This window comes from Methylobacillus sp. (assembly GCF_036844465.1).
Taxonomy (GTDB): Bacteria; Pseudomonadota; Gammaproteobacteria; order Burkholderiales; family Methylophilaceae; genus Methylobacillus.
The window spans coordinates 70442-95500 of sequence record NZ_DAIUFW010000003.1; the positions used below are offsets into that span (position 1 = coordinate 70442).

A 25059-nucleotide genomic window follows, 5' to 3' on the forward strand; every position below is an offset into this window, starting at 1 on the left:
ATGGCAGCATTATTGACTCCTACACCCTTGATTCTCAGTGCAGATGATTACGCTCAAGCAGAGGCTATCGATTATGGCATCCTGAACCTTATCCGCATGGGTCGGCTGACAGCGACTTCATGCCTGACGCTCAGTCCGCGCTGGCCAGAGGCCGCAGCCGCGCTTACCCCGGATATCCGGCAACAGGCGGATATCGGCTTGCATCTCGACTTCACCCAATTTTCCCGACCTGTCCGCCACTCCCACCCTCAATTGCTAATGCATAGCATGCTGCAATTGCTGGACGAACATCAGGTGCGCGCCACCATTGCCTTACAGCTGGATGCTTTCGAACAGGCAATGGATAGTGCGCCAGATTATGTGGATGGACATCAGCATGTGCATCAACTGCCGCAAATTCGTTCGGCGTTATTAGCCGAGCTGCAATCACGCTATGCAGGTAATCTGCCCTGGATCAGGCTCTCCCATCCCATGCATGACGGCTGGAAAGGCCGGGTAATTTCAACATTGGGAAGTAGTGCGATGCAGAAGCTGGCTGCCTCATATGGATTTTCCCTGACAGATGGATTGCTGGGGGTTTATGGCTTTGACCGTACTGCCGACGAGTACCTGGGGCAACTGGGGCGTTGGTTGGAGATTGCAGTTGATCAGGCACAGCATGGCCATCGCTCTGCATTGATGTGTCACCCGGGGCTGACAACCCAGGATGCTGCCGACCCGATCAGTCAAGCGAGGCCGGTGGAATATGCCGTGTTGGCAGGATCCGACTTTGATGAATTGATGCGGAAATTGAACATTCAGCCTGTCAAAGGCAGTTGCCTTTTTCAACAGTCATAAAGAAAAAGGCCCTTGCGGGCCTCTGTTTTATTGCGCCTTGCCGTTACGAGGCGCAGTGGCGGCTGGCTTGGCAGGTATTTTTTCCAAGGTTTTATTTTCAAGCGCTTGCTTCTCTTCCGGCGAAAGCACCTTCATGACGCAGTCTTCGGTACCGTAACTGCCGCCGCTATCGTCGGGCTCGAAATATTCCTTGCGGAAGCTCCACCTATCCTTGCCGACTTTCTTGATGGTTGCCAGCCCCGTGCTGTGGTCAACATTATTCTTTTTGTCGCGGATATTGAAGCTGATTGCCATGCGGTTACCAACAATAACGGCTTGACCATGATAGACCGTGGAGTTCACAGTTTCAGTTTCATAGTAATAAGCGCCAAATTTCCCGTGGCTGCTCACGCGATTGAGGCGGAGCGCCACGACAAGCTCATAAGCGCCGATGGAGGAATTTTCCCCCTTGCACTCATAAAGGCCTGTGTAGTTAATACCGGTAAAGGCAGGTTTTGCCTGGGCCAAGCTGGAAACCGCCAGCAAGGCTGAGAGCATCAATATTTTTTTCATCCGGGGACTCTGATTATTGGGGCAACAGCGCGCTATTGTACCGTACTCGATATTTTCAGGATATGGCAGGCAACTTAGCCGTCGAGTTGCAGTCCTATCCCACATGGTTTTTTTCTGTCCGCCTCGAGCTTTACATATAATCACGTTTTGCTCATGTGCCTGATCTTTGATTCGCGCAATAAAAACAACCTCTGACCAACATCAATCCTGTCCAATCATGCCCAAAACAACCGCCTTGTGGCGCTATAGCATTTTCAACCTTGTCCTGATCGCCTTGTTGTCTTATTGGTTCTGGCAACAGAACCAGCCTGTCGCCCTGCCGGAGCCTGAACTGCCTGCCAATGGCAAGCTTAATTGTGTTTCCTATGCGCCTTATTACGGCAAGGGTGAAACTCCTTTTCTCGCAACTACCATTGCGGAAAAATCCAGAATAGATCAGGACCTACTTCTGCTGTCGCAGCGCTTCAATTGCGTGCGCACCTACTCGGTCAAGCAAGGGTTGGATTATGTTCCCGAGGCAGCCTCCAGACTGGGCATGAAAGTATTGCTGGGCGCCTGGATCGGCTATGTCAAACAGGAAAACGATCTGGAATTCGAACGTGCCATTGCACTGGCAAACCAGTATCCAGACACTGTGCAAGGCTTGATCATTGGCAATGAAGTGCTGCTTCGCAAGGAACAGACCGAAGAGGTCATGCTGGCCTATTTGCAGGAAGCCCAGCGGCGCACCGAGGTACCTGTCACGTATGCTGATGTCTGGGAATTCTGGCTCAAGCATCCTCGCCTGGAGCAAGCTGTCGATTACATCACCGTGCATATCCTGCCTTACTGGGAAGATGATCCACAAAGCGTGGATCGCGCTATCCTGCATGCAGAAAACGTGATGGGCACCCTGGGACAGACCTTTTCCAAACCGCTGTTCATCGGCGAGACTGGCTGGCCATCCGTCGGCAAGCACCGCAATGCTTCTGTGCCCAGTCTGGTCAACCAGGCCTCCTACCTGCGTCAGTTTGTTCAGGTGGCGCATGACAAGCACTGGAACTACAACCTGATCGAAGCCATCGACCAGCCGTGGAAGCGCGACCTGGAAGGTACCGTGGGCGGCTATTGGGGGCTGTACGATACGGGGCTCAACAGCAAGTTTGAGTTCAGAGGCGCGGTGGCAGAGCGTCACGATGGTTACCAGCCGCTCCTCTGGGGGTTTGTCGGGCTAATCCTGTTCATCGTCCTGACGCTGGGCCGCAATGAACATCGCCTGCCTGCCCTGCTCGCCATGGGGTCGCTTGGCGCACTTGTCGGCGCGACTGCCTATGTGCAATGGGGTTATCTGTTCGCCGCCTGCCGTGACTTAACGGAATGGATTGTATTGGGAGGCATTACGCTGCTAGGTATTGCCGCCCTGCTCAACCTCCCAACTCTGATCACGCGAGGCCAGAACAAGCTGTCACATAGCCTTTTGTTCGTTTTGATACTGGCTGGACTGGTGACCAGTTTCCTGCTGATTACCAAAATGAGCTTTATCCCGCGCAATGTCGAACTTCACCCCATGGTTGGGCATATCATTTACCTGATCGATGGCCGTTACCGGGATTTTCCGCTGCCGCTCTATGCGCTGCCTGCATTGCAATACGCTATCGGCTTCAGCCTGCTAGGGTTGTTGCAACGTAGCAGCTTTGGCCGTTATCGCCGCCTCAATAGCGCGGCCATGATGATGGCGGCCATTTGCCTGATATTGGAACCGCTGAACACGCATGCACTCTTATGGCTAGGTATCATCGCCCTGCTGGCTTATGCCAGTTGGCCGCGCAAAGGAGCCAGGATTTGAGGGGGATCCTAGCATCAGCAATAAAAACCAGAAGATAACCATATGAAATTTATCAATAAATACAGCAAAGCCCTGATCATTGCGTTAGCAGTCACCCTGCTGCACTTCGGCATCTGGGAAGTCATCAACCGTGCGCTTCCCCTGATCGACGCTCCCCCCATTGTCAATGGTTTCGCCTATAGCGGATATCAGATCGGACAAAGTCCTCAGGAACGCAAATATCCCAGTCCTTCAGAGATATTGAACGATCTGGAGCTGATGAAAAAATACACCAACCGCATCCGTATCTATGGCGCGCTTGAAAACCCGGAAACTACCGCCCTGGCCGCCCGGCTCGGCCTCAAAGTAACAGCTGGCGCATGGCTTGGTCCCGACCATGATGATAACAAGCGGGAGCTGGATGCATTGCTGGCCCGGGCTGCCGTCTATCCCAACATCGAGCGCATCATTGTCGGTAACGAAGCCATCCTGCGCGGCGACCTGACACCTGACGAAATCATTGCCTATCTTGAGGAGGCGCGACGCACATCACGCGTGCCGGTTTCCACCGCCGAGCCTTGGCATGTCTGGCTGCGTTATCCGCAATTGGTCAAGCATGTCGATTTCATCACCGTCCACCTGCTGCCTTACCACGAGGGCCTGCCCGCTGAGAAAGCCGTGGATTATGCTTTAGAGCGTTACAACGAACTTATCGACAAATATCCGCGCAAGAAAATCGTCATTGGCGAAATCGGCTGGCCAAGCAAGGGGCCAACCATAGATGCCTCTGTCGCCTCCAATGTGAACCAGGCCAGATTTGTGCGGGAATTCCTCGCCAAGACTGCGTATGAGCAATATGACTATTACCTCATGGAGGCCATCGACCAACCCTGGAAAGTGAAGATCGAAGGCTGGGCTGGCCCCTACTGGGGCATGTTCGATGCCGAACGCCAGGAAAAATACTCCCTGCACGGCGCCGTGCCCAAGGATTTACGCTGGGTTTCCAAGGCATTATGGGGTTCGCTGCTTGCCTTTATTCCTATCCTTATCGTTGCAGTGCGATTCCGCACCTGGGGCACGGGCGCGCAGATTTCCCTCGCTATCCTGCTGCAGGCTTGCATCACCGTGCTGGTGGTCACCTGGAATCTGCCAGGGGATTATTACTATTCCCTGCGCGACATGATCATCCTGGTCGCCTTGATCCTTGGGTTACTTATGACTACGGCCGTGCTGATGACCTATGCCGTGGAGTTCAGCGAGGTCATGTTCAAGGGCTACTGGATTCGCGGCTACAAGCCTGCCGCGCCGGTGCCTGCAGATCAGGAGGCCTTCGTTTCCATTCATCTCGCTTGCTATAACGAGCCGCCCGAGATGGTGATTGCCACCATTGAAAGCCTGGCGCAGCTCGATTACACCAATTACGAAGTCCTCGTGATCGACAACAACACCAAGGACGAGAGCAAGTGGAAGCCGGTCGAGGAGTACATGTCCAGGCTCCCCGCCAACTTCAAGTTCTACCACTTGCCGCAATGGCCGGGTTTCAAGGCTGGTGCGCTCAACTTCGCGTTGCAGGAAACCGACCCGCGGGCCGAAGTCGTGGGTGTAGTGGATGCCGATTACGTGGTGACGCGCGACTGGCTAGCGGTGCTTATTCCCCACTTCAAGGACCAAGGCGTCGCCGTAGTACAGGCTCCCCAGGCGCACCGCGAATTCGAGAACAATTTCTTCCGCCGCATGAGCAACTGGGAGTTCGAAGGCTTCTTCCGCATCGGCATGCACCATCGCCACGAACGCAACGCGCTCATCCAGCACGGCACCATGACTTTGGTACGTCGCAACGCCCTGGTCGATCTTGGCGGCTGGTCAGAGTGGTGCATTTGCGAGGATACGGAGCTTGGCCTGCGCCTGCTGGAAGGTGGCTACGAGTTGCGCTATATCGACCGCGTCTTTGGTCGCGGCCTCACCCCTGCCAACTTCGAGGCATTGAAATCGCAACGTTTCCGCTGGGCTTTCGGCGCCATGCAGATCCTCAAGCACCACCTGCCCAAACTGCTGGGCAAATCCACACTCAGCTTCGGCCAGCGCTACCACTTCCTGACCGGCTGGCTGGGCGACGGCCTGCAATTGATCTTCACCTTGAGTTCCATCGGCTGGACCCTGGCCATGCTGGCCTTTCCCAAGTCGTTCAGCCTGCCGGTCTCCATCATGTTGACGCCTGTGCTGTGTTTCCTGGTGGTCAAGGGCGCACTAGGCCCCATCCTCTACCGCAAGACCATGGACTGCAAATGGTCCGATATTTTCGGCGCTTCGCTGGCCGGGCTGGGTCTCTCGCATACGATCGCGCGCGGCATCATGATGGGCATGATCCAGAAGCGAGGCGTGTTCAAGACCACCAACAAGGGCAAAGCTGCCAAGGGTAGTATTTTCGGCCTGCTTACCCCTATCCGTGAAGAAGTCCTGCTATTGCTCGCCTTGATCGTTTCGGCTGGCGCGATGTTGTATGCACGCGGCTTCAATAACCTGGATGCGCAACTATGGGTCACCATGCTGACGCTGCAATCCCTGCCCTACTGGAGTACGCTGGCCTGCCAGATCATTGCGCAACTGCCTGACAGCGAACCCAAGGCGGTTAAGCAAGCAGAAGCCGTCAAGCAGTAAAACTGCCCAGGCAAACAAAAACGGCTATGGATTCCATAGCCGTTTTTTTATGTGCCCTAAACTTCAGTTCATTGCACCAGATGCGCCGCACCAATAATCCCGGCCTTATCGCCACTGTCCGATAGCCTGATCTCCACCTTGCCCTTAAGCGCGGGAATCACATCTGCATCCAACTGCGCCTGCAGCGCAGGGGCAAGATATGGCCATGCCTGGCTCATACCGCCCCCGATCAGGACAAGCTGCGGGTCCAATATTTTGGCAAGATGCGCAATAGCTCGCCCCAGGTGCAGCCCGGCAACAGCATAAGCTTCAAACGCGACGGCATCCCCTTCTCCAGCCTTACGTGCAATATCATGCGCGGACAGGGTATCGCCCGTCGCCTCCTTGTAACTGGCTACCACGCCCGGCGCTGCCGCATATTGCTCAAGGCAGCCGCGATTACCACAGCCACATTGCCGACCACCAGGCTCTGTAATCAAATGCCCTATTTCCATCGCCATGCCGTGATCGCCAGGGTAAGGGCGCGCAGCATGAATAAGCCCGCCCCCCACGCCTGTTCCCAGCCCGATATAAACCATGCTGCGTGGCGCTTGCTGAAGCAGCGTGAATTCCCCCAGCGCAGCGACCAGCGCATCATTTTCCATCCTGACCGGCAAACCGATCAATTTTCCAAGCTCTCCAGCAATATCGACGTTATGCAAACCGGGCAGATTGGGAGATTGAATGACATAACCTTTTACTGGATCAATGAACCCGGGAAAACCTATGCCGATCGCTCCTATCTCTGGGTATAGCTTGATGGCCTGCTGCAATGCTGACAGGCTGATGCGCAGGATTTCCTGCATGGCAGTGACGGGAGCGTATCGTTTGCAAATGGATGAAAAATCTGCAGGAAAGCGCTGCTCATGAATCACTGTCTTACCTTGCACCACGCCAATTCTGAAATTGGTACCCCCAATATCCACACCTAAACTAAGCTTTGCCATATAACCCACTAACAAATATCAATAAAACTATATATTCATTTGTTTTTAATAAATTTTATGCTGACTTCCACTCCCGAAACCAACGCCTCGCACGGCCACTCCAGAATAATGGTCACAGCCTGCATGATCTTCTCAAAACCGGCCTCTGACTGGGATACCGAGAAATGCGGATAGCTAAAATAGCTGGCCGGACTGCTGCTTTGCAAAGCCAGCGTGCCACCTAGCACATCATCGTCGAGGAATAATTCCTGCCATTCGTCCATACTGAGCGGTTGGCCAAATCCTCCGAGGATATGATCTCCCTGACTGAAGCGGCCAGCTGGACCATCGCAACTTGGCATGGCAAGATTGATCTCTACGCGCAACCTTCCTGGTAATTTATTGGTACTCAATAACTTGTAGCTAACTTTTAGAGTATTTTCTTCCAGCTTGTATTGCTTGCCGAGAACAGCGTTCATGCCTGGCAAGGCAGCATTAAACTCCGCCTTCAATGCATCATCCTGATGATACTGCAGGGAAATATTGGCTCCATGATCCAGCCAGCTATCGTGAAACATCGCCTTGCGATGCCCATCTACCTCCAGATCGCCCGGCAGGATCTCATGCTTGGAACCCATTTGCTCGTGGGGATTGGCAATCCCGTCGCTTTGATGATGATGTTCGGGAGCCGCATGAATCTTGCGATGATAATGCTCAGCCTGACGGGTCAGTGTATCGCCAAAATTCTGGTTGAGCAGATAACTGTCCAGCTCCACGATGGCTGCCGTACCATCCAGTTTTACCGCAGCCTGCAGAAGGCCATTCTGGATGAAAAGTTCATCATGGCCATCCAGGTCGAGATCAAGCACTTGCGCTGCCGGACGCTTATCCACTTTATCCAGCAATCTTTCCAGCCTGATCAATGCATGGTAGACCGCACGCCGCAAATGCGGCAGGTACAGGCCGCCGAACAGTCCATGCCAATAGGCATCGTTTGCTTGTGCTTCATACAGCAGCCGCAGCATTTCAGCAGTCTGTTGCGTAGGCTTCAGGCCATGGTAGCGTTTGGATAACGCCAGCATGCGCTTGTGCATCCAGTTGGACTCCGGATAGCGCATCATGAAATTGCGCCAGATACCACCGCGTACGAACGGCTTGGTGACGTCATACCGCTGGTGCTGCCGTTCCTGCGCGACCAGGTCGGCGTAATGGTGAGCGGCCGGCACTGGCAAAGTCCATTCGTTCATTTCTATATAAGAAGTGGTTGGCAGATATACCACGCCTTTGGTTCTGGCCTGCTTGTGGTAATCGGAATACTTCATGGGCTTGATGATCTCGGAATTGAGCACCCCTTCCACGAACTGGCGCAACCAACCCTTTTCATAGACCCAATGGTAGGTTTCGGGCCAAATGCCGAATTTCTCGATATCATCGAAATACACTGCGGCGGCTTGGGTATTATCCTGCGCCAGGCTTTCGAGATATGCCACCACCTCATCCGCAGGGGAAAACGGCAATCGGTAGCGCAACGCCTCGGAAATCGGGAACAGATCCACCTGTCGGCCATCCTCCTCGGCGGTGTAAAAGCCATCGAGAGATTTGCCATCCTTGCCCGCACACATGAAGTGGTAATCATCCACCGTGACATATTGAATCCCGGCATCGGCCAGGGACGGCACCACGCTGGATTCCCAGACCCGCTCGGTCAACCATGCGCCCTGGGGAGTCTCGCCAAGCTTTTGCTGGATAAAACTGGACAAGGTATTGATCTGGCCGAGGCGGTCCTTCGCAGGAATCGAAGCCAGTACAGGCTCGGTAAAACCGGCTCCGAACAGTTCCGCCTGTCCGCGGCGCACCATTTCGCGCAGCAGCTCCATATCTTCAGGGAAATGCTCCAGCATATACTCCAAGAGCCAACCGCTGATGTGGATGGCGAAATGGAAAGCCGGATATTCATGCATCACCCGCAGGAATGGTCCATAACATCTTGCATGCGCATCTTCCAGCACGCTCTCGAAATTCCCCACTGGCTGGTGCGCATGCACGCCAAGGAGTAAAGCAACGGTCTTAGCCACTTTTGATTCCTGTTCCATAATTATTTAGATAGACGATGGCCCGGTAGCCTGTCCTCGACGCATGGTGCCGGCATTGGCTGCCATGGAGTCAGTAGTGCCGCTGCTGATGGCCAACTCCAGGTTTTTCGGGGCTTCAAGCTTGAGCAGGTTATAAAGATTGGCAAGATTGAGACGGAATAGGCAGTCGAAACTGCTAACGCTCAAGGCCGAGTTATAGTCGCCAAACCACCAGAACCAGTCAGAACCTTCGCAAATCGCCAATTGGCGGCTGGCAGCCATGATCTCGGCCTTGCTGAGTATTCCTTGCTGCATGACAGTATCGTAGGCTTTTTTTGCCTTACACAGCAGGTCCCAGCCCCTGTTCTTGTCCGGGCTACCTATCCAGGTGCTAAAGCTTCCGTAAACCCAGCTGCCTGCTGCCACAGCAGTCAATTTCTCCAAAGGAATCTCAGGTTCCTCCTGAAGGCACTTTTCCACCAGCTCACTGGGAGTCGCCATTACGATATTTTCATGCTGGCTTAATGCCGCATACAACTGGCTCAAAAAGTAATAGCCGTTATAAGGATAGTATTCCCAAGCATTTTCCCCATCCAGGATAATACTGACCACAAGCGGTTGGCCGCTGGTATTTTGGGCCTGGATATGTTCCAGACTGCCGACGAAATCCGCTACTGCATTGTCAGCATGTTGATTGGCATATTCGAAGCCGATTTTGTCGGATAGAAGATCATCACGGAAGAAACAAACAATTGCATGATCGCCCTTGCTCACCTGATAGGGTTTGTAGAGATATTCATTGCGGGGAGCAAGCTCCCTGATATCGGAGGATTTATACAAGCTGTTGGCCAATACACCTTCTCCCGTAGCCGCCCACTGCACTCCGTGTTCCGCAAGCAAGGATAACGCTTCATAGGAGACGGCCCCTTCTGCCGGCCACATGCCTTTGGGCAGCTTGCCAAAGCGGTGCTTGTGCGAAGCCTGGGCCTTTTCTATATGCACCTGCGCACGCTGTCTGCCACCGGGATATTGCGGATATTGCGGCAAAGGCGCATAAGGCATGGCATCCCGTGCCGAGCGGAAATCCAGCAGCAATGGCAGGATAGGATGGTAATGCGGCGTGGTGGAAAGCTCAATCTGCCCGGAAGTCTCCAGCGCGCGATAGCGCGGGATCAGGTTGCGCATGATGTCAGCAATCACGCTAAACAGTGTTTGCCTATCCTCCAGCGTAAACTGGCTGCCTTTGTTCATTAGCGCCTGAATATCCGTGTTATTACGGCGTATGCTTTCGCCGGTCCAGGCCAGGTGATACCAGACGATCAAATCCGCCATGTACTGGCCGGACAGGTAATTGAACATGCTTTTGCCGCGCGGCTCCAGCTTGGTATACATATTATAGAGGCACTGATAATGCTCAAATGGAGCAAGCATCTTTTCGTGGTGCCCCTTGAAACAACTCTCCAGGATCAGGCAGCGCTCATCATGGGTCAATGACTTCATGTCCTCCCTGACAAGCAGGGCCAGCAACGGGTCACGGATATTTCCACTATCCAGCTGCTCTGCATAATCTTCCAGCTGATCCAGCAGCACAGGTACAAAGTTGAAGCTCACCCGGGCTTCCGGGGTGTTTTCCAGATGATATGCCATGTCGGTGTAATCCTTGATGGCATGCAGATATGTCCATGGCAGCACATATTCACCGCTGATCGTGTCGCGGTAATCCGGCTGGTGCATGTGCCAATACAGATTGATATACAGCTTGGGAAGGGTCGCAGACATAAAACTACCTACTATTTTTGGTTTGAGACAAGCAGCGGGCTGCACAGCCCGGCATGAGCCGGGCTGTGCATTATCTCTACTACCGAAAGTGATGCAGGTTCTGCCCCAGCATATCGGGTGTGACCAGCACGACGCCCTGATCAGTCACATGGAAACGCCCGCGGTCCTGCTCCAGGTCAACCCCGATTTCCATGCCATCAGGAATGCGTGAGCCACTATCCACCACGACACGGCGCAAAATCACATTACGCCCGATATCCACCTTGGGCAGGATGACAGCTTCATCGATATTGCTGTAACTATTCACCCGCACATCGGAAAACAGCACTGAATTGCGGACATTGGCACCGCTGATGATGCAACCACCCGAGATCAAGGAATCTGTTGCATGCCCGCGCCGATCTTCGTTGTCAAATACAAACTTGGCAGGCGGCAATTGCTCCTGATATGTCCAGATCGGCCATTGTCCATCATAGAGGTTCAGGTCAGGCACTACTTTGGTGAGCTCCATATTGGCTCCCCAGTAGGCATCTACCGTGCCAACATCCCGCCAATAATAGGTGCCATCTGTCGCTCCCACGCAACTATCGATAAAACGATGGGCATAGACCCGATGCTTATCAATCAGATAGGGAATGATGTCGTGGCCGAAATCATGGGAAGAATATGGGTCGCTCGCATCACGCACCAGCTGTTCGTAAAGAAAAGCAGCGCTAAAGACGTAAATTCCCATGCTGGCCAGTGCCTGCTCTGGATTATCGGGCAAGCAGGTCGGGTTGGCGGGCTTTTCGTCGAATTTCAGAACCCGGTCATTCTCATCCACGCTCATCACACCGAAAGCCTTGGCTTCGTTGATCGGCACGTTGATACATGCAACGGTCATATCCGCCTTGGTGCGAACGTGAGCGACCAGCATCTGGCCGTAATCCATTTTGTATATATGATCTCCAGCAAGGATCAGGACAAATTCGGCGTTGGTCTGTCGCAAGATATCCAGGTTCTGGAACACCGCATCTGCCGTGCCCTGGTACCAGGTTTCCTGCACCCGCTGCTGGGCTGGCAGCAAATCCACGAATTCATTGAACTCACCGCGCAGAAAACCCCAGCCACGCTGGATATGCTGAATCAGGGTGTGCGCCTTGTATTGTGTGACAACGCCGATGCGTCGGATGCCCGAATTAATGCAATTGGAAAGTGGGAAATCGATGATGCGGAACTTGCCGCCAAATGGCACAGCCGGCTTTGCTGTCCAGTTGGTAAGTTCCTTAAGCCGGCTACCTCGTCCGCCAGCTAAAATCAACGCGACTGTGTTTTTTGTCAATGTACTGACAAAACGAGAAGAACCTAATTCCTGGTGCTGCATTTTTGCCCCTCCTGACTTAAATAGTTTGGATATGACGTTTTAGCTAACAGTGTGCGAATCGGGCCAATTCGCTAGGTCTTATAATTTTTGAACCATTATAGGCACGAAGTTTTCTTGTGCGCTATAGTATTCTTACTGAAAGTCGTGTCACTGCAGCATTGAAGTAGATTTTCTCGTCGAACAAGCTCAAGAATTGGATGACTATTGTGGCCAAGATAAAACAAAATCCTCAGCTCACACACATCATTGATGCTAGGCACCATGATCCCTTTGCCTACCTGGGCTTGCACCAAAGTGATGGTCAATATGTGTTTCGTGCCTTTCAGCCATATGCAAGCAAGGTATGGCTGGAAACTCCCTCCGGCTGGCAAGCCTTGCAGCGCATCCATGAAGCGGGAGCATTTGAATGGACAGGCGTCGTGCCGCCAGTAGTCCCATGCAAAATCAGGTTGGAAGAAAACGGCCACACTTGGGAAACCTACGACCCCTACTCATTCTGGCCCAGTATTTCTACCGACGAACTTTATCTTTTTGGCCAGGGGCGCTTAAAACAGGCCTATCTCACATTCGGCGCCCACCTGTGTGAGCAGCAAGGCGTGCAGGGCGTGCGTTTTGCCGTCTGGGCACCTACTGCCGAACGGGTTAGCGTCATCGGCAGCTTCAACCGATGGGATGGACGCATACATCCCATGCGTGTTCATGGAAGCAGCGGTGTATGGGAAATTTTCATCCCCAATCTCACCACCAGCGACCTGTATAAATTCGAGATTCGCAATCGCCATACTAGCCATATCCATGTCAAGACCGACCCTTATGGTTTCAGCTTTGAAGCGCGTCCGGGAACGTCCGCCAGGGTCACCCCATCCGGCGACTATGTCTGGCAGGACGATGCATGGCTGGAGCAACGTGCCCTGGCAGATTGGCTGCATGCTCCGCTCAACTGCTACGAAGTGCACCTTGGCTCGTGGCGCCGAAATGCTGACGGCAAGTTTCTGACCTACCGTGAACTCGCACATGAGCTGGTGCCTTATGTGCAAAAAATGGGTTATACGCATATAGAGCTGTTGCCTATTTCAGAACACCCCCTTAATGAATCATGGGGTTACCAGACGACCGGCTATTTTGCCGCCACCAACCGCTTCGGCAGCCCCGACGATCTGCGCTATCTGATTGATTGCTGTCACCAGGCCGGTATAGGCGTTATTCTGGATTGGGTGCCTGGACACTTCCCCAAGGACGACTGGGCCTTGGCACGCTTTGATGGCTCGGCCCTGTATGAACATGAAGACCCGCGCCTGGGCGAACACCAGGACTGGGGTACCTATATTTTCAACTATGGCCGCAACGAAGTACGCAATTTCCTGTTGGCCAATGCGCATTACTGGCTCGCAGAATTCCATATTGATGGGCTGCGGGTAGATGCCGTGGCGTCCATGCTTTACCTGGATTACTCCCGCAAAGCTGGCGAATGGCTCCCCAACCGTCATGGCGGACGCGAAAATCTTGACGCCATCGACTTCCTGAAGCAACTCAACGTCATGGTGCATGAAGATTTTCCCGGCGCCCTGACCATTGCCGAGGAGTCGACTGCCTGGCCGATGATTTCACGCCCTGTTTATCTCGGCGGACTCGGCTTTTCCATGAAATGGAACATGGGTTGGATGAACGACACTCTTTCCTATTTTGAGCACAATCCGGTGCATCGCCGCTTCCATCATGACAAACTGACATTCGGCCAGCTCTATGCCTATAGCGAAAATTTCGTCCTGCCGTTCTCGCACGACGAGGTTGTGCATGGAAAACGCTCACTACTGGACAAAATGCCAGGCGATGCCTGGCAGAAATTCGCCAACCTGCGCTTGTTGATGACTTACCAGATGACCATGACCGGCAAGAAACTCAACTTCATGGGCAATGAATTCGGCCAGGGCCGGGAATGGAATGTCAACAGCAGTCTGGATTGGCAATTGCTTGAAAACCATTGGCACCAGGGAGTACAACAGCTAAACAGGGATCTGGCAAACTTGTACCGCCAATTGACTGCCTTGCATGAACTGGATTTCAGCCCCGAAGGATTTGAATGGATAGATTGCAACGACAGCGACCAATCCATCATCAACTACCTGCGCCGCGCGCGCGATGGCAGCTTTGTCCTGGTATTGCTGAACTTTACGCCAGTGGTGCGCAGCGGCTACCGCATTGGCGTCGCCAAGCCCGGCTATTATCGCGAAATCTTCAATAGTGACGCAGCATGTTATGGCGGCAGCAATACCGGCAATGGTAAAGGCCTGCAAACCGAAGCCAAGCCATGGATGGGTCATGCGCAATCCATTGTTGCCACCCTGCCACCGCTAGGCGGGACCATTATCCAGCTAAGCAAGCCAGATTAAGCGCCCAGACCTGCTCAAGCCTTAAATTATCACTTTGGATACGCCAAACGCGCATTCAAAGTGATATATTCGAAATATTGCTATTTACCCTCCCCTTCCCCCCAGAATGAGTGAATACCGTGCCTTGACCAGGCGTTATGTCTATTCAAGCTTTTGTTTATTGCTTGTCGGCTATATCTTCCCACTGCTTGCCTTCTTCCTGACCAAGGTTGAGGATGACCCATATGTATTTTTCATCGCATTAGGGCTTTTGCTGTTATTCACAGCAGTGGCCATGAGCATGAATTTCATCACCGATCGTTATATTTTTGATATCAAATCGCTGGACCAGGAAGTAGATATCAGCCAATTCAGGCAGCGCTACCTGAAGCGCCACCAGCATTTGTTGCGCCTGCATCAGATCACGGATTTCCTGAGCATCATGAACCTGCTGCTCAGCCCAATCATTTTTTATTGGATTTCCCAACCCAAGCCCTAAACATGTGCCGCTATGGCAACCATGCCTTTTTATGCACCTTGCCTGAAACATTGCATTTTTTGCCGGGGTTTTACCAATTGATGAAGTTTTGTGGGTAACATGATGACAATTCTGTTACATGGTTATGCAAATTTTTCATGCGCCCTCAATTTCTGTCTAAACTGGATTTTGACTCGCTCTGGAATCACGCTGGCGATTGGTTTGAACCTCCCAACCAGCACCGTCAGGGATGGAGCGGCGTCAGCCGCATTCCGCTGGAAGTGACCAATACAAGCAGCCCGGTATATGCATTTCTCAAGCGTCAACACAACTTCATGCGTAAAACCTGGCTGCATCCCTGGCGCGGAGTTTCCACCTTTTACTGCGAACATCAGAACCTGCTCCGCCTTTCGAGGCACGGTATTCCTGTTCCTACCCCGCTTTTTTTCTCTGAAAAAAAAGAAGGTGGGGATGTCAGCGCAGTGCTATTGACTGCCGAGCTTGTTGATCATGTTCCGCTTGATCAAGTCATCCACCAGGTTTTCAGTGAAGATGGCAGCAGGGCCAAGCAACGCAAACTGATCGCTTCGATAGCGCGCACCATCAGGCAGTTGCATCGCGCTCGTTTTCAGCATCGCGCGCTTTATCCCAAGCATATTTTTGTCCGAGAAATGCCGCAGGAAAATTTTGAGAGTGTGTTGATTGATCTGGAAAAAGCCCGGATAAAGCTATTGCCTGTGATGTGCACTCTGTCAGACCTGGCGACATTGAATCGTGACTTGATGCATTTGAGCCGCAGTACCAGGCTCTATTTCCTCAAACAATACTATGGCGTAAATAAACTCAACACACGGCTTAAATGGATTGCGCGGAAGATTCAGGCTCGCTCTGATCGCAAAAAAAAATAAATGCAGCATTAATCGACATGCAGGCATCATCATCCCTGCATGTTTTTTATAGTAGAATCCCGCCGCTTTAGGAAATAATCTGCTCGGCCAACTGCCATGGTTGCAGAGTATTCCTCGCTACAACTGATTGTCCATGAACATCCTTTCCACCTTCTTTCTCGCATTAGCCATGTCTGCAGATGCTTTTGCCGCCGCCATTGGCAAAGGCGCCATGCTACACAAGCCACGTCTGGTCGAGGCGTTGCGTACCGGCATCATCTTCGGCGCGATTGAAGCAATCACCCCGTTAGTAGGCTGGTGCCTGGGTCGGGTAGCCGCTGATTACGTCACTGCCTGGGATCACTGGATTGCTTTTGCCATTCTTTTGGTGCTGGGCGCACGCATGATCTGGTCTGGCCTCAAGCCGGATACAGAGAACCAGAACAGACCCCACAGTCATTCCTTTATTTTGCTAGCAATCACCGCTTTAGGCACCAGTATCGACGCAATGAGTGTAGGCGTTAGTCTGGCGCTCCTGAATGTTGACATCCTGCCCGTCGCCGCCATGATAGGTGTAGTAACCTGCATCATGGTCACTATCGGCGTCATGCTGGGGCGCGTGCTGGGCTCAGCCTCCAGACATTCAGTGGAAGTTATCGGCGGTGTCATATTGATCAGCATCGGCAGCGTAATTCTGTACCAGCATCTCTCCGCCTCTGCGGGATAGCTTTCTCAATCGCTTTGCTGCTCACGCAATTGCGGCGCATCGGTGAAGGCGACAAACCCTGCCCGGTACAAGGTTTCCGCTATCCGCCACCTATCCTTGAGCGGGACGCGGTTGGTCCAAAACAGCGTGCTGTAGATACCATCGAACAGGGAAAACAGGTAGAGGTTGGCAAGGTCGATATCCAGATCGGCTGGCAACTCCCCGCACGCCATGGCCTCGCGGATCAGGATCGCGGTCTCCTGGCGGCACTGCGTTTCCCAGCGGTCGCGGATTTCCAGCAAGGGCTGGTTGTCCTCGTTCATGTCGCACTGCACATAGAGTATCTGCAGCACGCGTTGCACCGATCCCGGCTCAGTACACAACCTAAGGAAATACATACCCTGCTCGAACAGGGTTTCCAACGCCGTCGTGCCGGGATTGCGCGCTGGCGCGGCCGCCAGCGCCAAGGCCCGCTCGCACATGGCGACGGCCAGCTCGATCTTGTTCTTGAAATGCCCGTACACTGCCCCGCGCGACACCTGGGCGGCATCCGCAATATCCGCCATCGTGGCATAACTGATGCCGCGCAGCAGGATCACCCGCTCGGCCGCATCAAGGATAGTTTTGCGGGTTTGCAGGGATTCTTCCTTGGTTTTTCTGGCCATTCCAGCTCCATCACCTTAATGACATTCCGGTTATTATAGCAATATATAATCAATCATGATTGATTATGTTATAGTGCTGACGAAGATTAACAGTGAGATGGTTTAATGTCGGAAACCATACAGGCATCAGCTCGTCCATCTCTTACCATTTGATTTACAAGACCTTTATGACATTATTTTCCATCGCTGACAGAAGGCCATTGCTCATTGCCGCACTCGCTGTCATCTTGGCTGGCTGCGGCCAGGAGCAGGCAGCCAGCAATGAAGAGGCCGCTCTGCCCGAAGTCGAGGTGCATATCGCCGTCGTCACCACCACCCCGCTCACACTTTCCATGCCCGGCAGGCTGGAAGCCTATCGCCAGGCGGAAGTCAGGGCTCGCGTGGCGGGCATCGTTACCGAGCGCCTGTACCAGGAAGGCCAGGAAGTGAAAAAAGGCACGCCGCTGTTCCTGATCAACCCGGAATTACTTGCCGCGGCGCGCGACCAGGCTGCCGGAACCCTGGCTAGCGCTGAGGCCAGCCTGCGCAATGCCGTGGACAAGCTGGAACGCTACCGCGACCTGGCCAGCGACCATTCCGTCAGCGAGCGCGAATACCAGGCTGCCATAGCCGAGGAAATGCAGGCCAGGGCGCAGGTGCTGACCGCCAAAGCACAGCTGGACAAGGCCAATCTGGATCTCGGCTATGCGCGCGTCACCGCGCCGATCGACGGCCGCACGCGGCGCGCGCTGGTGACGGAAGGCGCGCTGGTCGGGCAGGATTCTCCTACGCCACTCACCACGATAGAACAGATCGACCCGATCTACGTCAATTTCTCGCAACCCGCCACCGAAGTGATTGCCCTGCAGCGCGCGATCAAGGCCGGAAAAATGCAAGGCGTGGCGCAAGACAGCATGGAAGTGAGGCTGGTGTTCCCGGACGGCTCCGAATACGAGTATGCCGGCAAACTGTTTTTCTCCGACCTTGCCGTGGACAGCGATACCGATACCGTTGCCATGCGCGCCCTGTTCCGCAACCCTGGGCGGGAATTGCTGCCCGGCGCTTATGTACAGGTGAAATGGACACAGGCCGAGAACCCCTCCGCCACCCTCATCCCCCGCGATGCCCTGGTGCGCACGGCGGAAAGCAGCACCGTGATAGTGGTGGACGAGCAGGACCAGGTGCAGGCGCTGCCAGTCACGGCCCCCGCCATGCAGGACGGGCATTGGGTCGTCACCAGCGGCCTCAAGGGCGGCGAGCGCGTGATTGTCACCAATCCGGCCATGATGACGCCCGGCAGCAAGGTTAAGGTGCGCGAAGCGCAACGGCCGGACGCCGGTCAATAATTCCACAAGCAACCCCTATGATGGATTCCCATGGCTAGATTTTTCATTGAGCGCCCGGTGTTTGCCTGGGTCATCGCCCTGCTGATCATCCTCGCGGGCCTGCTCGCCATCCGCGGCCTGCCGGTGGCGCAATATCCCGATATCGCCCCGCCCGTGGTCAATATCACCGCGACTTATCCCGGCGCTTCCGCCCGGGTGATTGAGGAATCGGTCACCGCCATCATCGAGCGTGAAATGAACGGCGCGCCCGGCCTGATGTATACCTCAGCGACCAGCAGCCCAGGCACGGCCTCGCTGAGCCTCACCTTCCGCCAGGGCACCAATCCCGACCTCGCGGCGGTCGAAGTGCAGAACCGCCTGAAGACCGTGGAAGCGCGTCTGCCGGAAGTAGTGCGCCGCAACGGGATATTCATTGAGAAATCCGCCGACAGCATCCAACTGATCGTCTCCCTCACCTCCGAAGGCAACCGCCTCTCGGAAATCGAGCTGGGTGAACTGGCCTCCGCCAACGTCCTGCAGGCATTGCGCCGCGTTGAAGGCGTGGGCAAGGTGCAGATCTGGAGCCCGGAATACGCCATGCGCATCTGGCCCGACCCGGCCAAGCTTACAGCGATGAACCTCTCGGCTTCCGACCTGGTTTCCGCCATTCGCAGCCACAATGCGCGGGTGACCGTGGGCGATCTGGGCAACCTGGCCGTCCCGGATTCCGCGCCCATCAGCGCCAACGTCATTGCCGACAATGCCTTGACCACGCCGGAGGAATTCGGCCGGATTCCCCTGCGCACCAAGGCAGACGGCTCCGCCATCCTGCTCAGGGATGTCGCCAGGGTGGAGTTCGGCGGCAGCGACTATGCCTTCGTTTCCAGGGTGAACGGCCTGCATGCCGCCGGCATGGCGGTCAAGATGGCGCCAGGCTCCAACGCGGTAGCTACGGTCAAACGCATCCGCGCCACCATGGACGAGCTGGTACGCTACCTGCCCGCAGGCGTCAGCTACCAGATTCCCTACGACACCTCTGCATTTGTCGAGATTTCCATCCAGAAAGTCGTCAACACGCTGATAGAGGCCGTGGTGCTGGTGTTCCTCGTCATGTTCTTATTCATGCAGAACTTGCGCGCCACGCTGATTCCCACCCTCGTGGTGCCCATCGCCCTGCTCGGCACCTTTGCCGTGATGTTCGTGGGCGGGTTCTCCATCAATGTGCTGACCATGTTCGGCATGGTGCTAGCGATCGGCATCGTAGTGGACGATGCCATCGTGGTGGTGGAAAACGTCGAGCGCATCATGGCGGAAGAAGGCCTTTCCCCGCTCCAGGCCACCATCAGGGCCATGCGGCAGATCAGCGGCGCGATTGTCGGCATTACGGTCGTGCTGGTATCCGTCTTTCTGCCCATGGCGTTCTTCAGCGGTGCCGTCGGCAACATCTACCGCCAGTTCTCGATGTCGCTCGCGGTGTCCATTGCTTTCTCCGCCCTGTTGGCGCTTTCCCTCACGCCCGCGCTTTGTGCCACCCTGCTCAAGCCGATTGGCAGCGAGCATCACGAAAAGCGCGGCTTCTTCGGTTGGTTCAACCGCGCGTTCACCGCGCTGACGGGCCGTTACCAGAAACAGGTGTCCGCCATCGTCAAGCGCCCGCTCCGCTGGCTGCTGGTCTATGGCAGCATTATCGCCGTGGTGGCGCTGATGTTCGCGCGCCTGCCAACCGCCTTCCTGCCCGACGAGGACCAGGGCGACTTCATGATCACCGTGCTATTGCCCGCAGGAGCCACCATGCATGAAACCATGGGCACGCTGGCGCAGATTGCCCATTACCTGAACGAGAACGAGCCGGTGAAATATGTCTATGAAGTCGGCGGCTTCAGCTTCTACGGCACCGGCTCCAACAGCGGCATGATTTTCGCCACGCTCAAGGACTGGCAGGAGCGCAAGGATGCGGAACAACACGTCAAGGCGATCGTAGATCGCGTCAACATGCAGTTCACGGGATTGAAGAACACCATCGTATACGCCGTCAATACGCCGCCGCTGCCAGAACTGGGCTCTTCCAACGGCTTCGACCTGCGCCTGCAGGACCGCAGCGGCGCCGGATACCAGGCCTTCCTCGCCGCCAAGGACAAGCTGATGGAGCAAGGGGCCAAGCATCCGGTACTGACCAACCTCATGTTCGCTGGCTTGCCGGAAGCGGCGCTGGTCAGCCTGGACATCGACCGGCGCAAGGCGGAAACCCTGGGCGTCGGCATGGACGAAATCAACACCACGCTGGCTGCCATGTTCGGCTCAAGTTACATTGGCGATTTCATGCACGGCAACCAGGTCAGGCGCGTCATCATGCAAGCGGACGGCAAGGACAGGCTGGAGCTGGAGGACATCCGCAAGCTGCGGGTGCGCAGCAGCAACGGCAATCTGGTGCCTTTATCTTCATTTGTCACGCTGGAATGGGTTTCGGGCCCGCCCCAACTCACGCGCTACAACGGCTACCCCTCCTTCACCATCAACGGCAATGCTGCGCCCGGCTACAGCAGCGGCGACGCCATGAACGCCATCGAGGGCATCGCCCGCAGCCTGCCGCGCGGCATAGGTCATGCCTGGTCGGGCCAATCATTGGAAGAGCGCATGTCCGGCGCGCAGGCGCCCATGCTGTTCGGCCTGTCGGTGCTGATCGTCTTTCTGGCGCTGGCCGCGCTGTATGAAAGCTGGCTGATTCCGTTGGCGGTCATCCTCGTGGTGCCGCTGGGCGTGCTCGGCGCATTGCTCGGCGTGACCTTGCGCGAAATGCCCAACGACATCTACTTCAAGGTCGGGCTGATCGCCACCGTCGGCCTGTCGGCCAAGAACGCCATCCTGATCGTGGAGGTCGCCAAGAACTTGTACGCCGACGGCATGAGCCTGCTGGATGCCACGCTGGAAGCCGCGCGCCTGCGCTTGCGCCCCATCATCATGACCTCGCTCGCCTTCGGCGTGGGCGTGCTGCCGCTGGCCATCGCCACCGGCGCGGCTTCCGGCGCGCAATCGGCCATCGGCACCAGCGTGCTGGGCGGCATCGTCACCGCCACCTTGCTGGCTATTTTCCTGGTTCCCCTGTTTTTCGCCGTGATCGGGCGCTATATCAAGCGCCCGCAACATCATGCGCAGGAGTCTGCATGAACGCTCCCCTGAAACCTGCCGTCATCCTTTTGAGCCTGGCGCTGGGCGCTTGCTCGCTTGATCCCGCCTATACCAGGCCTGACGCACCCATTCCTGCGAGCTATGCCGTGGCTGGCGACGGCGAAACCGCTATCCGGCCCGACAGCTGGCAGGCATATTTCACCGACCCTGAGCTACAGCGCCTGATCCAGGCCGCCCTGGACCATAACCGCGACCTGCGCATTGCCGCATTGCGGGTGGAAGAAGCGCGGGCGCAATACGGCATCCAGCGCGCCGACCGCCTGCCAGCCGTGGACGCCACGGCCGCCTATGAACGCAGCCGCGCGCTGTATACGCCGGACCAAACCATCAATACCGACTTATACCGCGTCGGATTGGGCATCAGCGGCTTCGAGCTGGATTTCTTCGGGCGCGTCAAAAGCCTGAGCAGCGCCGCCCTGGAAAGTTATCTAGCAACTCAGGAGGCGCAGCAAAGCGCGCGTGCCAGCCTGATCGCCGAGGTCGCCATCGCCTATGTCAATGTCCGGGCATTGGCCGAGCGCATCCGACTGGCAGGCGAAACCGAGGCGTCCAGGACCCAAGGCTACCAGCGCACCCAGCGCCGCCAGCAAACCGGGCTGGACAATGCGCTGGACCTCAAGGCAGCAGAGCTGCAACTGGAAAGCGCCAAGGCCAGCCTGGCCGCGCTGAGGCGGGAGCAGGCGCAGGCCGTCAATGCCTTGCAATTGCTGACAGGGCAGCCGGGGCAGCCAATATTGGATCAGGACATCGCTCTGGACAGGATGGCGTTCGCACCCCTGCCCGCCGGCCTGCCTTCCGCGTTGCTGGAAAACCGCCCCGACATCCGCGCGGCGGAACACCGGCTCAAGGCGGCCAACGCCAATATCGGCGCGGCGCGGGCCGCCTTCTTTCCGCGCATCCAGCTCACCACCAATATCGGGCTGGCGGACGGGCACCTTTCCGGCTTGTTCAGCGGCGGCCATGCCAAAGTCTGGGCCTTCAGCCCGCAGCTCACTCTGCCCATCTTCAACCATGGCCGCAACCGCGCCAATCTCGACCTGGCCAGCGTGCGCCGGGAAATCGGCGTTGCCGAGTATGAGCGAGCCATCCAGACCGCATTCACCGAAGTTTCCGATGTCCTGGCTAGCCGGGAGCAGATTGAAGCCCAGATCACGGCGCAGATGCGGATCACGGATTCCGAGAAGGAACGCCTCAACCTAACAAACCGCAGATTTGACAAAGGGATAGCCAATTATCTTGAAGTATTGGATGCGCAACGCAGCCTGTTCGATGCCGAGCAGCAGCTGGTGCAATTGAAACAACTCTCGCTATCCAATAGCACCACGCTATTCAAGGTGCTGGGTGGGGAATGGCAACCTCAATCCTGATTCTTTGACAATATTAATTTATCAATATAATTCATAGCATTAGAATTGGTCTCTCATTCAAACTATAGGCACCAAGCCACATCCACCATGATCGGCATCTCAGCCATTTTCATGTGGGGGGCAACCATCGGCCTGTTTCGCAGTATTTCGGAAATCTTCGGGCCAATTGGCGGATCTGCCTTGATCTTCACTGTTGCTGGCTTCCTGGCCTGCCTGGCGCCAGGGCGGCCCAGACTCGGTAGCTTCCCCCGGATTTACCTCTGGCTGGGTGGATTGTTTTTCATTGCTTATGAAACCTCCATGGCCTTGTCCATCGGGCTGGCGCATAACCGCGAACAGGCACTGGAGTTAGGCATGATCAATTACCTCTGGCCCGCCCTGACGGTAGTGTTTGCCATCCTGGCGCGCCAGCAATCAGCCTCATGGCTATTGCTGCCTGCCATTGCCCTTTGCATCGTGGGCATCAGCTGGGTAATCAAGGGAGATAGCGCATGGTCGGTTGAATTGCTATGGCAAAACATGCAAAGCAATACGCCCGCGTATGCATTGGCATTCTGCGCCGCTTTTCTCTGGCCTGCCTATACGGTATTGACCCGGCGCTTCGGCAATGGCATCAACGGCATTCCCTTGTTCATGCTGGCGACGGCCGCTGCCTTGTGGCTTTTATATGTGATCGGCAATGAACCGCCCTTGGCACTGCACACCGGCGGACTCACGCAAGTCCTGGTGCTCGGAGCGCTCATGGCAACCGCATATTCATGCTGGAACCACGGCATCCAGCACGGCAATATGACCCTCATGGCCATCCTCTCCTATTTCACGCCGGTTCTTTCTGCCATATTCACCAGCGTATGGCTCAATATCACGCCCGGCACAGATTTCTTTTATGGAGTTGGCATGGTCACCTTGGGCTCCCTTGGATGCTGGTGGGCAACCCGCACTGCATGATGAACCCGATCAGCTGTTTGCTCACTTCATCAGCAAAACCACTGGCATCCCCAGCGAATTTACTTTAATCTGCCCATCTGCATTGATAGCCGTACAATCCCAGCACTCCTTAAATATGAGCACGATCAGCAAAATCTCTTCCTCCACCCTGCCAACCAAATACGGCCAGTTCATTATCCATGTGTATCAGGACACGCTCACTGGGCAGGAGCATGTCGCGCTGGTGGCGGGTCATGTGCTCAACAATGAAAACGTACTGGTGCGCGTGCATTCCGAATGCCTGACGGGTGATATTTTTTCTTCCAACCGCTGCGACTGCGGCGAGCAACTGGTACTGGCGCAAAGCATGATCGCGGAAGCCGGACAAGGGGTATTGCTCTACCTCAAAGGACATGAAGGCCGCGGCATAGGCCTGGCAAACAAGATCCATGCCTATGCCTTGCAGGACCAGGGGCTGGATACCGTGGATGCCAACCTGCACCTGGGGCTGCCGGTGGATCAGCGCAGCTACACTGCCGCTGTCGATATCCTCAAGGATTTGGGCGTGTGCTCTTTAAAGCTGCTGACCAACAATCCGGACAAGGTCGCCAGCTTGCAGCAGGCCGGCATGTCCATCAATGAACGTATTCCGCTGGTCATCCAGCCCAACCAGGACAACCTGCAATACCTATTGACCAAGCGCGACAAGCTAGGCCACTTCTTCTCGCCGGTGGAATTAGTCAACCCGGACTTTGGCGAGCTTTAAGGGCATCGCCATCAACAAAAAAAGGCAGCCAAGCTGCCTTTTTTGTTTGTTAATTGAAAATCCTCTTGACGTGATGCAGGTGATAGCCGTGCTGCTCGATATCCTTGATGATCAGGTTCGCATCGTAGCCGACGTGCGGCTGCTCATCGTCCACTTCCACCTCCGACGTTTGATGGATCAGCTTGGCAAAATCGGGGTCGGGAACATCCACCTTGGAGATATCGGTTCCCGCCTTCACCGAAATATATTTGTTGTGACTGGTCGCACTTTTGTAAATATCCACTTTCATGATTGATCTCCGTCAGATTGAGATTGAAATGCGTTCGTCCACTCATGCAGCGTATCACGGTACGACCGTCACACGCCGCATAAGT

At 55.2% G+C, this 25059-nt stretch carries 19 protein-coding genes; 12 read left to right on the top strand and 7 right to left on the bottom strand.

The genetic code is table 11. From position 1 onward, the window contains the following. A complete protein-coding gene (locus V7Z75_RS04725; RefSeq protein ID WP_334107471.1) occupies window positions 1-837 on the top strand; it encodes a ChbG/HpnK family deacetylase in 837 nt (278 codons plus the stop codon). A gap of 27 nt (window positions 838-864) precedes the next feature. Here the strand turns inward: V7Z75_RS04725 and V7Z75_RS04730 are convergent, their stop codons facing one another. Continuing rightward, on the bottom strand, window positions 865-1389 hold the full coding sequence (locus V7Z75_RS04730; RefSeq protein WP_334107472.1) for a hypothetical protein: 525 nt from the start codon (window positions 1387-1389) through the stop codon (window positions 865-867). A 217-nt stretch (window positions 1390-1606) separates the two neighbouring features. Between V7Z75_RS04730 and V7Z75_RS04735 the strand changes: the two genes are divergently transcribed. Both V7Z75_RS04735 and V7Z75_RS04740 read left to right on the top strand, forming a co-directional pair. Then, window positions 1607-3214, top strand: a complete 1608-nt coding sequence (locus V7Z75_RS04735; RefSeq protein WP_334107473.1) for a glycoside hydrolase family 17 protein — start codon at window positions 1607-1609, stop codon at window positions 3212-3214. Between the two features lie 42 nt (window positions 3215-3256). Continuing rightward, window positions 3257-5851, top strand: coding sequence for a glycosyltransferase (locus V7Z75_RS04740; RefSeq protein WP_334107474.1), 2595 nt, complete (start codon window positions 3257-3259; stop codon window positions 5849-5851). 68 nt (window positions 5852-5919) lie between these two features. Here the strand turns inward: V7Z75_RS04740 and V7Z75_RS04745 are convergent, their stop codons facing one another. The 4 genes from V7Z75_RS04745 to glgC form a co-directional block, all read right to left on the bottom strand. Next, window positions 5920-6837: an ROK family protein gene (locus V7Z75_RS04745; protein WP_334107475.1), complete on the bottom strand. Its 918-nt coding sequence runs from the start codon at window positions 6835-6837 to the stop codon at window positions 5920-5922. A 35-nt stretch (window positions 6838-6872) separates the two neighbouring features. Then, window positions 6873-8891: an alpha-amylase/4-alpha-glucanotransferase domain-containing protein gene (locus V7Z75_RS04750; protein WP_334107476.1), complete on the bottom strand. Its 2019-nt coding sequence runs from the start codon at window positions 8889-8891 to the stop codon at window positions 6873-6875. Between the two features lie 24 nt (window positions 8892-8915). Next, on the bottom strand, window positions 8916-10667 hold the full coding sequence (locus V7Z75_RS04755) for a glycoside hydrolase family 57 protein (protein WP_334107477.1): 1752 nt from the start codon (window positions 10665-10667) through the stop codon (window positions 8916-8918). Between the two features lie 79 nt (window positions 10668-10746). Beyond that, the gene (gene glgC / locus V7Z75_RS04760) at window positions 10747-12030 is read right to left on the bottom strand and encodes a glucose-1-phosphate adenylyltransferase (protein WP_334107478.1); all 1284 of its coding nucleotides are present in this window, start codon (window positions 12028-12030) and stop codon (window positions 10747-10749) included. Between the two features lie 197 nt (window positions 12031-12227). Between glgC and glgB the strand changes: the two genes are divergently transcribed. The 4 genes from glgB to V7Z75_RS04780 all read left to right on the top strand — a co-directional run bounded on the left by glgB (window position 12228) and on the right by V7Z75_RS04780 (window position 16491). Then, window positions 12228-14420, top strand: a complete 2193-nt coding sequence (gene glgB / locus V7Z75_RS04765; RefSeq protein WP_334107479.1) for a 1,4-alpha-glucan branching protein GlgB — start codon at window positions 12228-12230, stop codon at window positions 14418-14420. Window positions 14421-14526: 106 nt separating this feature from the next. Then, window positions 14527-14898 (top strand): hypothetical protein, encoded by a 372-nt coding sequence (locus V7Z75_RS04770; RefSeq protein ID WP_334107480.1) that lies wholly within the window; start codon window positions 14527-14529, stop codon window positions 14896-14898. A 137-nt stretch (window positions 14899-15035) separates the two neighbouring features. Beyond that, window positions 15036-15785 (top strand): lipopolysaccharide kinase InaA family protein, encoded by a 750-nt coding sequence (locus V7Z75_RS04775; RefSeq protein WP_334107481.1) that lies wholly within the window; start codon window positions 15036-15038, stop codon window positions 15783-15785. Between the two features lie 133 nt (window positions 15786-15918). Then, the gene (locus V7Z75_RS04780) at window positions 15919-16491 is read left to right on the top strand and encodes a manganese efflux pump MntP (RefSeq protein ID WP_334107482.1); all 573 of its coding nucleotides are present in this window, start codon (window positions 15919-15921) and stop codon (window positions 16489-16491) included. Between the two features lie 5 nt (window positions 16492-16496). On the opposite strand, the gene V7Z75_RS04785 is transcribed toward V7Z75_RS04780, so the two are convergent. Continuing rightward, window positions 16497-17135, bottom strand: a complete 639-nt coding sequence (locus V7Z75_RS04785; RefSeq protein ID WP_334107483.1) for a TetR family transcriptional regulator — start codon at window positions 17133-17135, stop codon at window positions 16497-16499. Window positions 17136-17302: 167 nt separating this feature from the next. Here V7Z75_RS04785 and V7Z75_RS04790 point away from each other — a divergent pair, with 167 nt between their 5' ends. The 5 genes from V7Z75_RS04790 (at window position 17303) to ribA (ending at window position 24685) form a co-directional block, all read left to right on the top strand. Continuing rightward, window positions 17303-18460: a MexX/AxyX family multidrug efflux RND transporter periplasmic adaptor subunit gene (locus tag V7Z75_RS04790; RefSeq protein WP_334107484.1), complete on the top strand. Its 1158-nt coding sequence runs from the start codon at window positions 17303-17305 to the stop codon at window positions 18458-18460. A 30-nt stretch (window positions 18461-18490) separates the two neighbouring features. Then, on the top strand, window positions 18491-21604 hold the full coding sequence (locus V7Z75_RS04795; protein WP_334107485.1) for a multidrug efflux RND transporter permease subunit: 3114 nt from the start codon (window positions 18491-18493) through the stop codon (window positions 21602-21604). After that, a complete protein-coding gene (locus V7Z75_RS04800) occupies window positions 21601-22992 on the top strand; it encodes an efflux transporter outer membrane subunit (protein WP_334107486.1) in 1392 nt (463 codons plus the stop codon). Before V7Z75_RS04795 ends, V7Z75_RS04800 begins: the two co-directional genes overlap by 4 nt. Window positions 22993-23037: 45 nt before the next feature. Beyond that, window positions 23038-23940, top strand: a complete 903-nt coding sequence (gene yddG, locus V7Z75_RS04805) for an aromatic amino acid DMT transporter YddG (protein ID WP_334107487.1) — start codon at window positions 23038-23040, stop codon at window positions 23938-23940. Window positions 23941-24055: 115 nt separating this feature from the next. Next, the gene (gene ribA / locus V7Z75_RS04810) at window positions 24056-24685 is read left to right on the top strand and encodes a GTP cyclohydrolase II (protein ID WP_334107488.1); all 630 of its coding nucleotides are present in this window, start codon (window positions 24056-24058) and stop codon (window positions 24683-24685) included. Between the two features lie 49 nt (window positions 24686-24734). Here ribA and V7Z75_RS04815 read toward each other — a convergent pair whose 3' ends face one another. Then, complete coding sequence (locus tag V7Z75_RS04815) at window positions 24735-24974, bottom strand: hypothetical protein (RefSeq protein WP_334107489.1); 240 nt, start codon at window positions 24972-24974, stop codon at window positions 24735-24737. Window positions 24975-25059 lie beyond the last annotated feature (85 nt).

Coding starts and splice junctions, on each gene's coding strand:
- V7Z75_RS04735 (WP_334107473.1), top strand. CDS start 1,607: ATGCCCAAAACAACCGCCTTGTGGCGCTATAGCATTTTCAACCTTGTC.
- V7Z75_RS04800 (WP_334107486.1), top strand. CDS start 21,601: ATGAACGCTCCCCTGAAACCTGCCGTCATCCTTTTGAGCCTGGCGCTG.
- V7Z75_RS04725 (WP_334107471.1), top strand. CDS start 1: ATGGCAGCATTATTGACTCCTACACCCTTGATTCTCAGTGCAGATGAT.
- V7Z75_RS04770 (WP_334107480.1), top strand. CDS start 14,527: ATGAGTGAATACCGTGCCTTGACCAGGCGTTATGTCTATTCAAGCTTT.
- V7Z75_RS04775 (WP_334107481.1), top strand. CDS start 15,036: ATGCGCCCTCAATTTCTGTCTAAACTGGATTTTGACTCGCTCTGGAAT.
- V7Z75_RS04790 (WP_334107484.1), top strand. CDS start 17,303: ATGACATTATTTTCCATCGCTGACAGAAGGCCATTGCTCATTGCCGCA.
- V7Z75_RS04745 (WP_334107475.1), bottom strand. CDS start 6,837: ATGGCAAAGCTTAGTTTAGGTGTGGATATTGGGGGTACCAATTTCAGA.
- V7Z75_RS04730 (WP_334107472.1), bottom strand. CDS start 1,389: ATGAAAAAAATATTGATGCTCTCAGCCTTGCTGGCGGTTTCCAGCTTG.
- V7Z75_RS04740 (WP_334107474.1), top strand. CDS start 3,257: ATGAAATTTATCAATAAATACAGCAAAGCCCTGATCATTGCGTTAGCA.
- V7Z75_RS04785 (WP_334107483.1), bottom strand. CDS start 17,135: ATGGCCAGAAAAACCAAGGAAGAATCCCTGCAAACCCGCAAAACTATC.
- glgC (WP_334107478.1), bottom strand. CDS start 12,030: ATGCAGCACCAGGAATTAGGTTCTTCTCGTTTTGTCAGTACATTGACA.
- V7Z75_RS04780 (WP_334107482.1), top strand. CDS start 15,919: ATGAACATCCTTTCCACCTTCTTTCTCGCATTAGCCATGTCTGCAGAT.
- V7Z75_RS04795 (WP_334107485.1), top strand. CDS start 18,491: ATGGCTAGATTTTTCATTGAGCGCCCGGTGTTTGCCTGGGTCATCGCC.
- glgB (WP_334107479.1), top strand. CDS start 12,228: ATGACTATTGTGGCCAAGATAAAACAAAATCCTCAGCTCACACACATC.
- V7Z75_RS04755 (WP_334107477.1), bottom strand. CDS start 10,667: ATGTCTGCGACCCTTCCCAAGCTGTATATCAATCTGTATTGGCACATG.
- ribA (WP_334107488.1), top strand. CDS start 24,056: ATGAGCACGATCAGCAAAATCTCTTCCTCCACCCTGCCAACCAAATAC.
- V7Z75_RS04815 (WP_334107489.1), bottom strand. CDS start 24,974: ATGAAAGTGGATATTTACAAAAGTGCGACCAGTCACAACAAATATATT.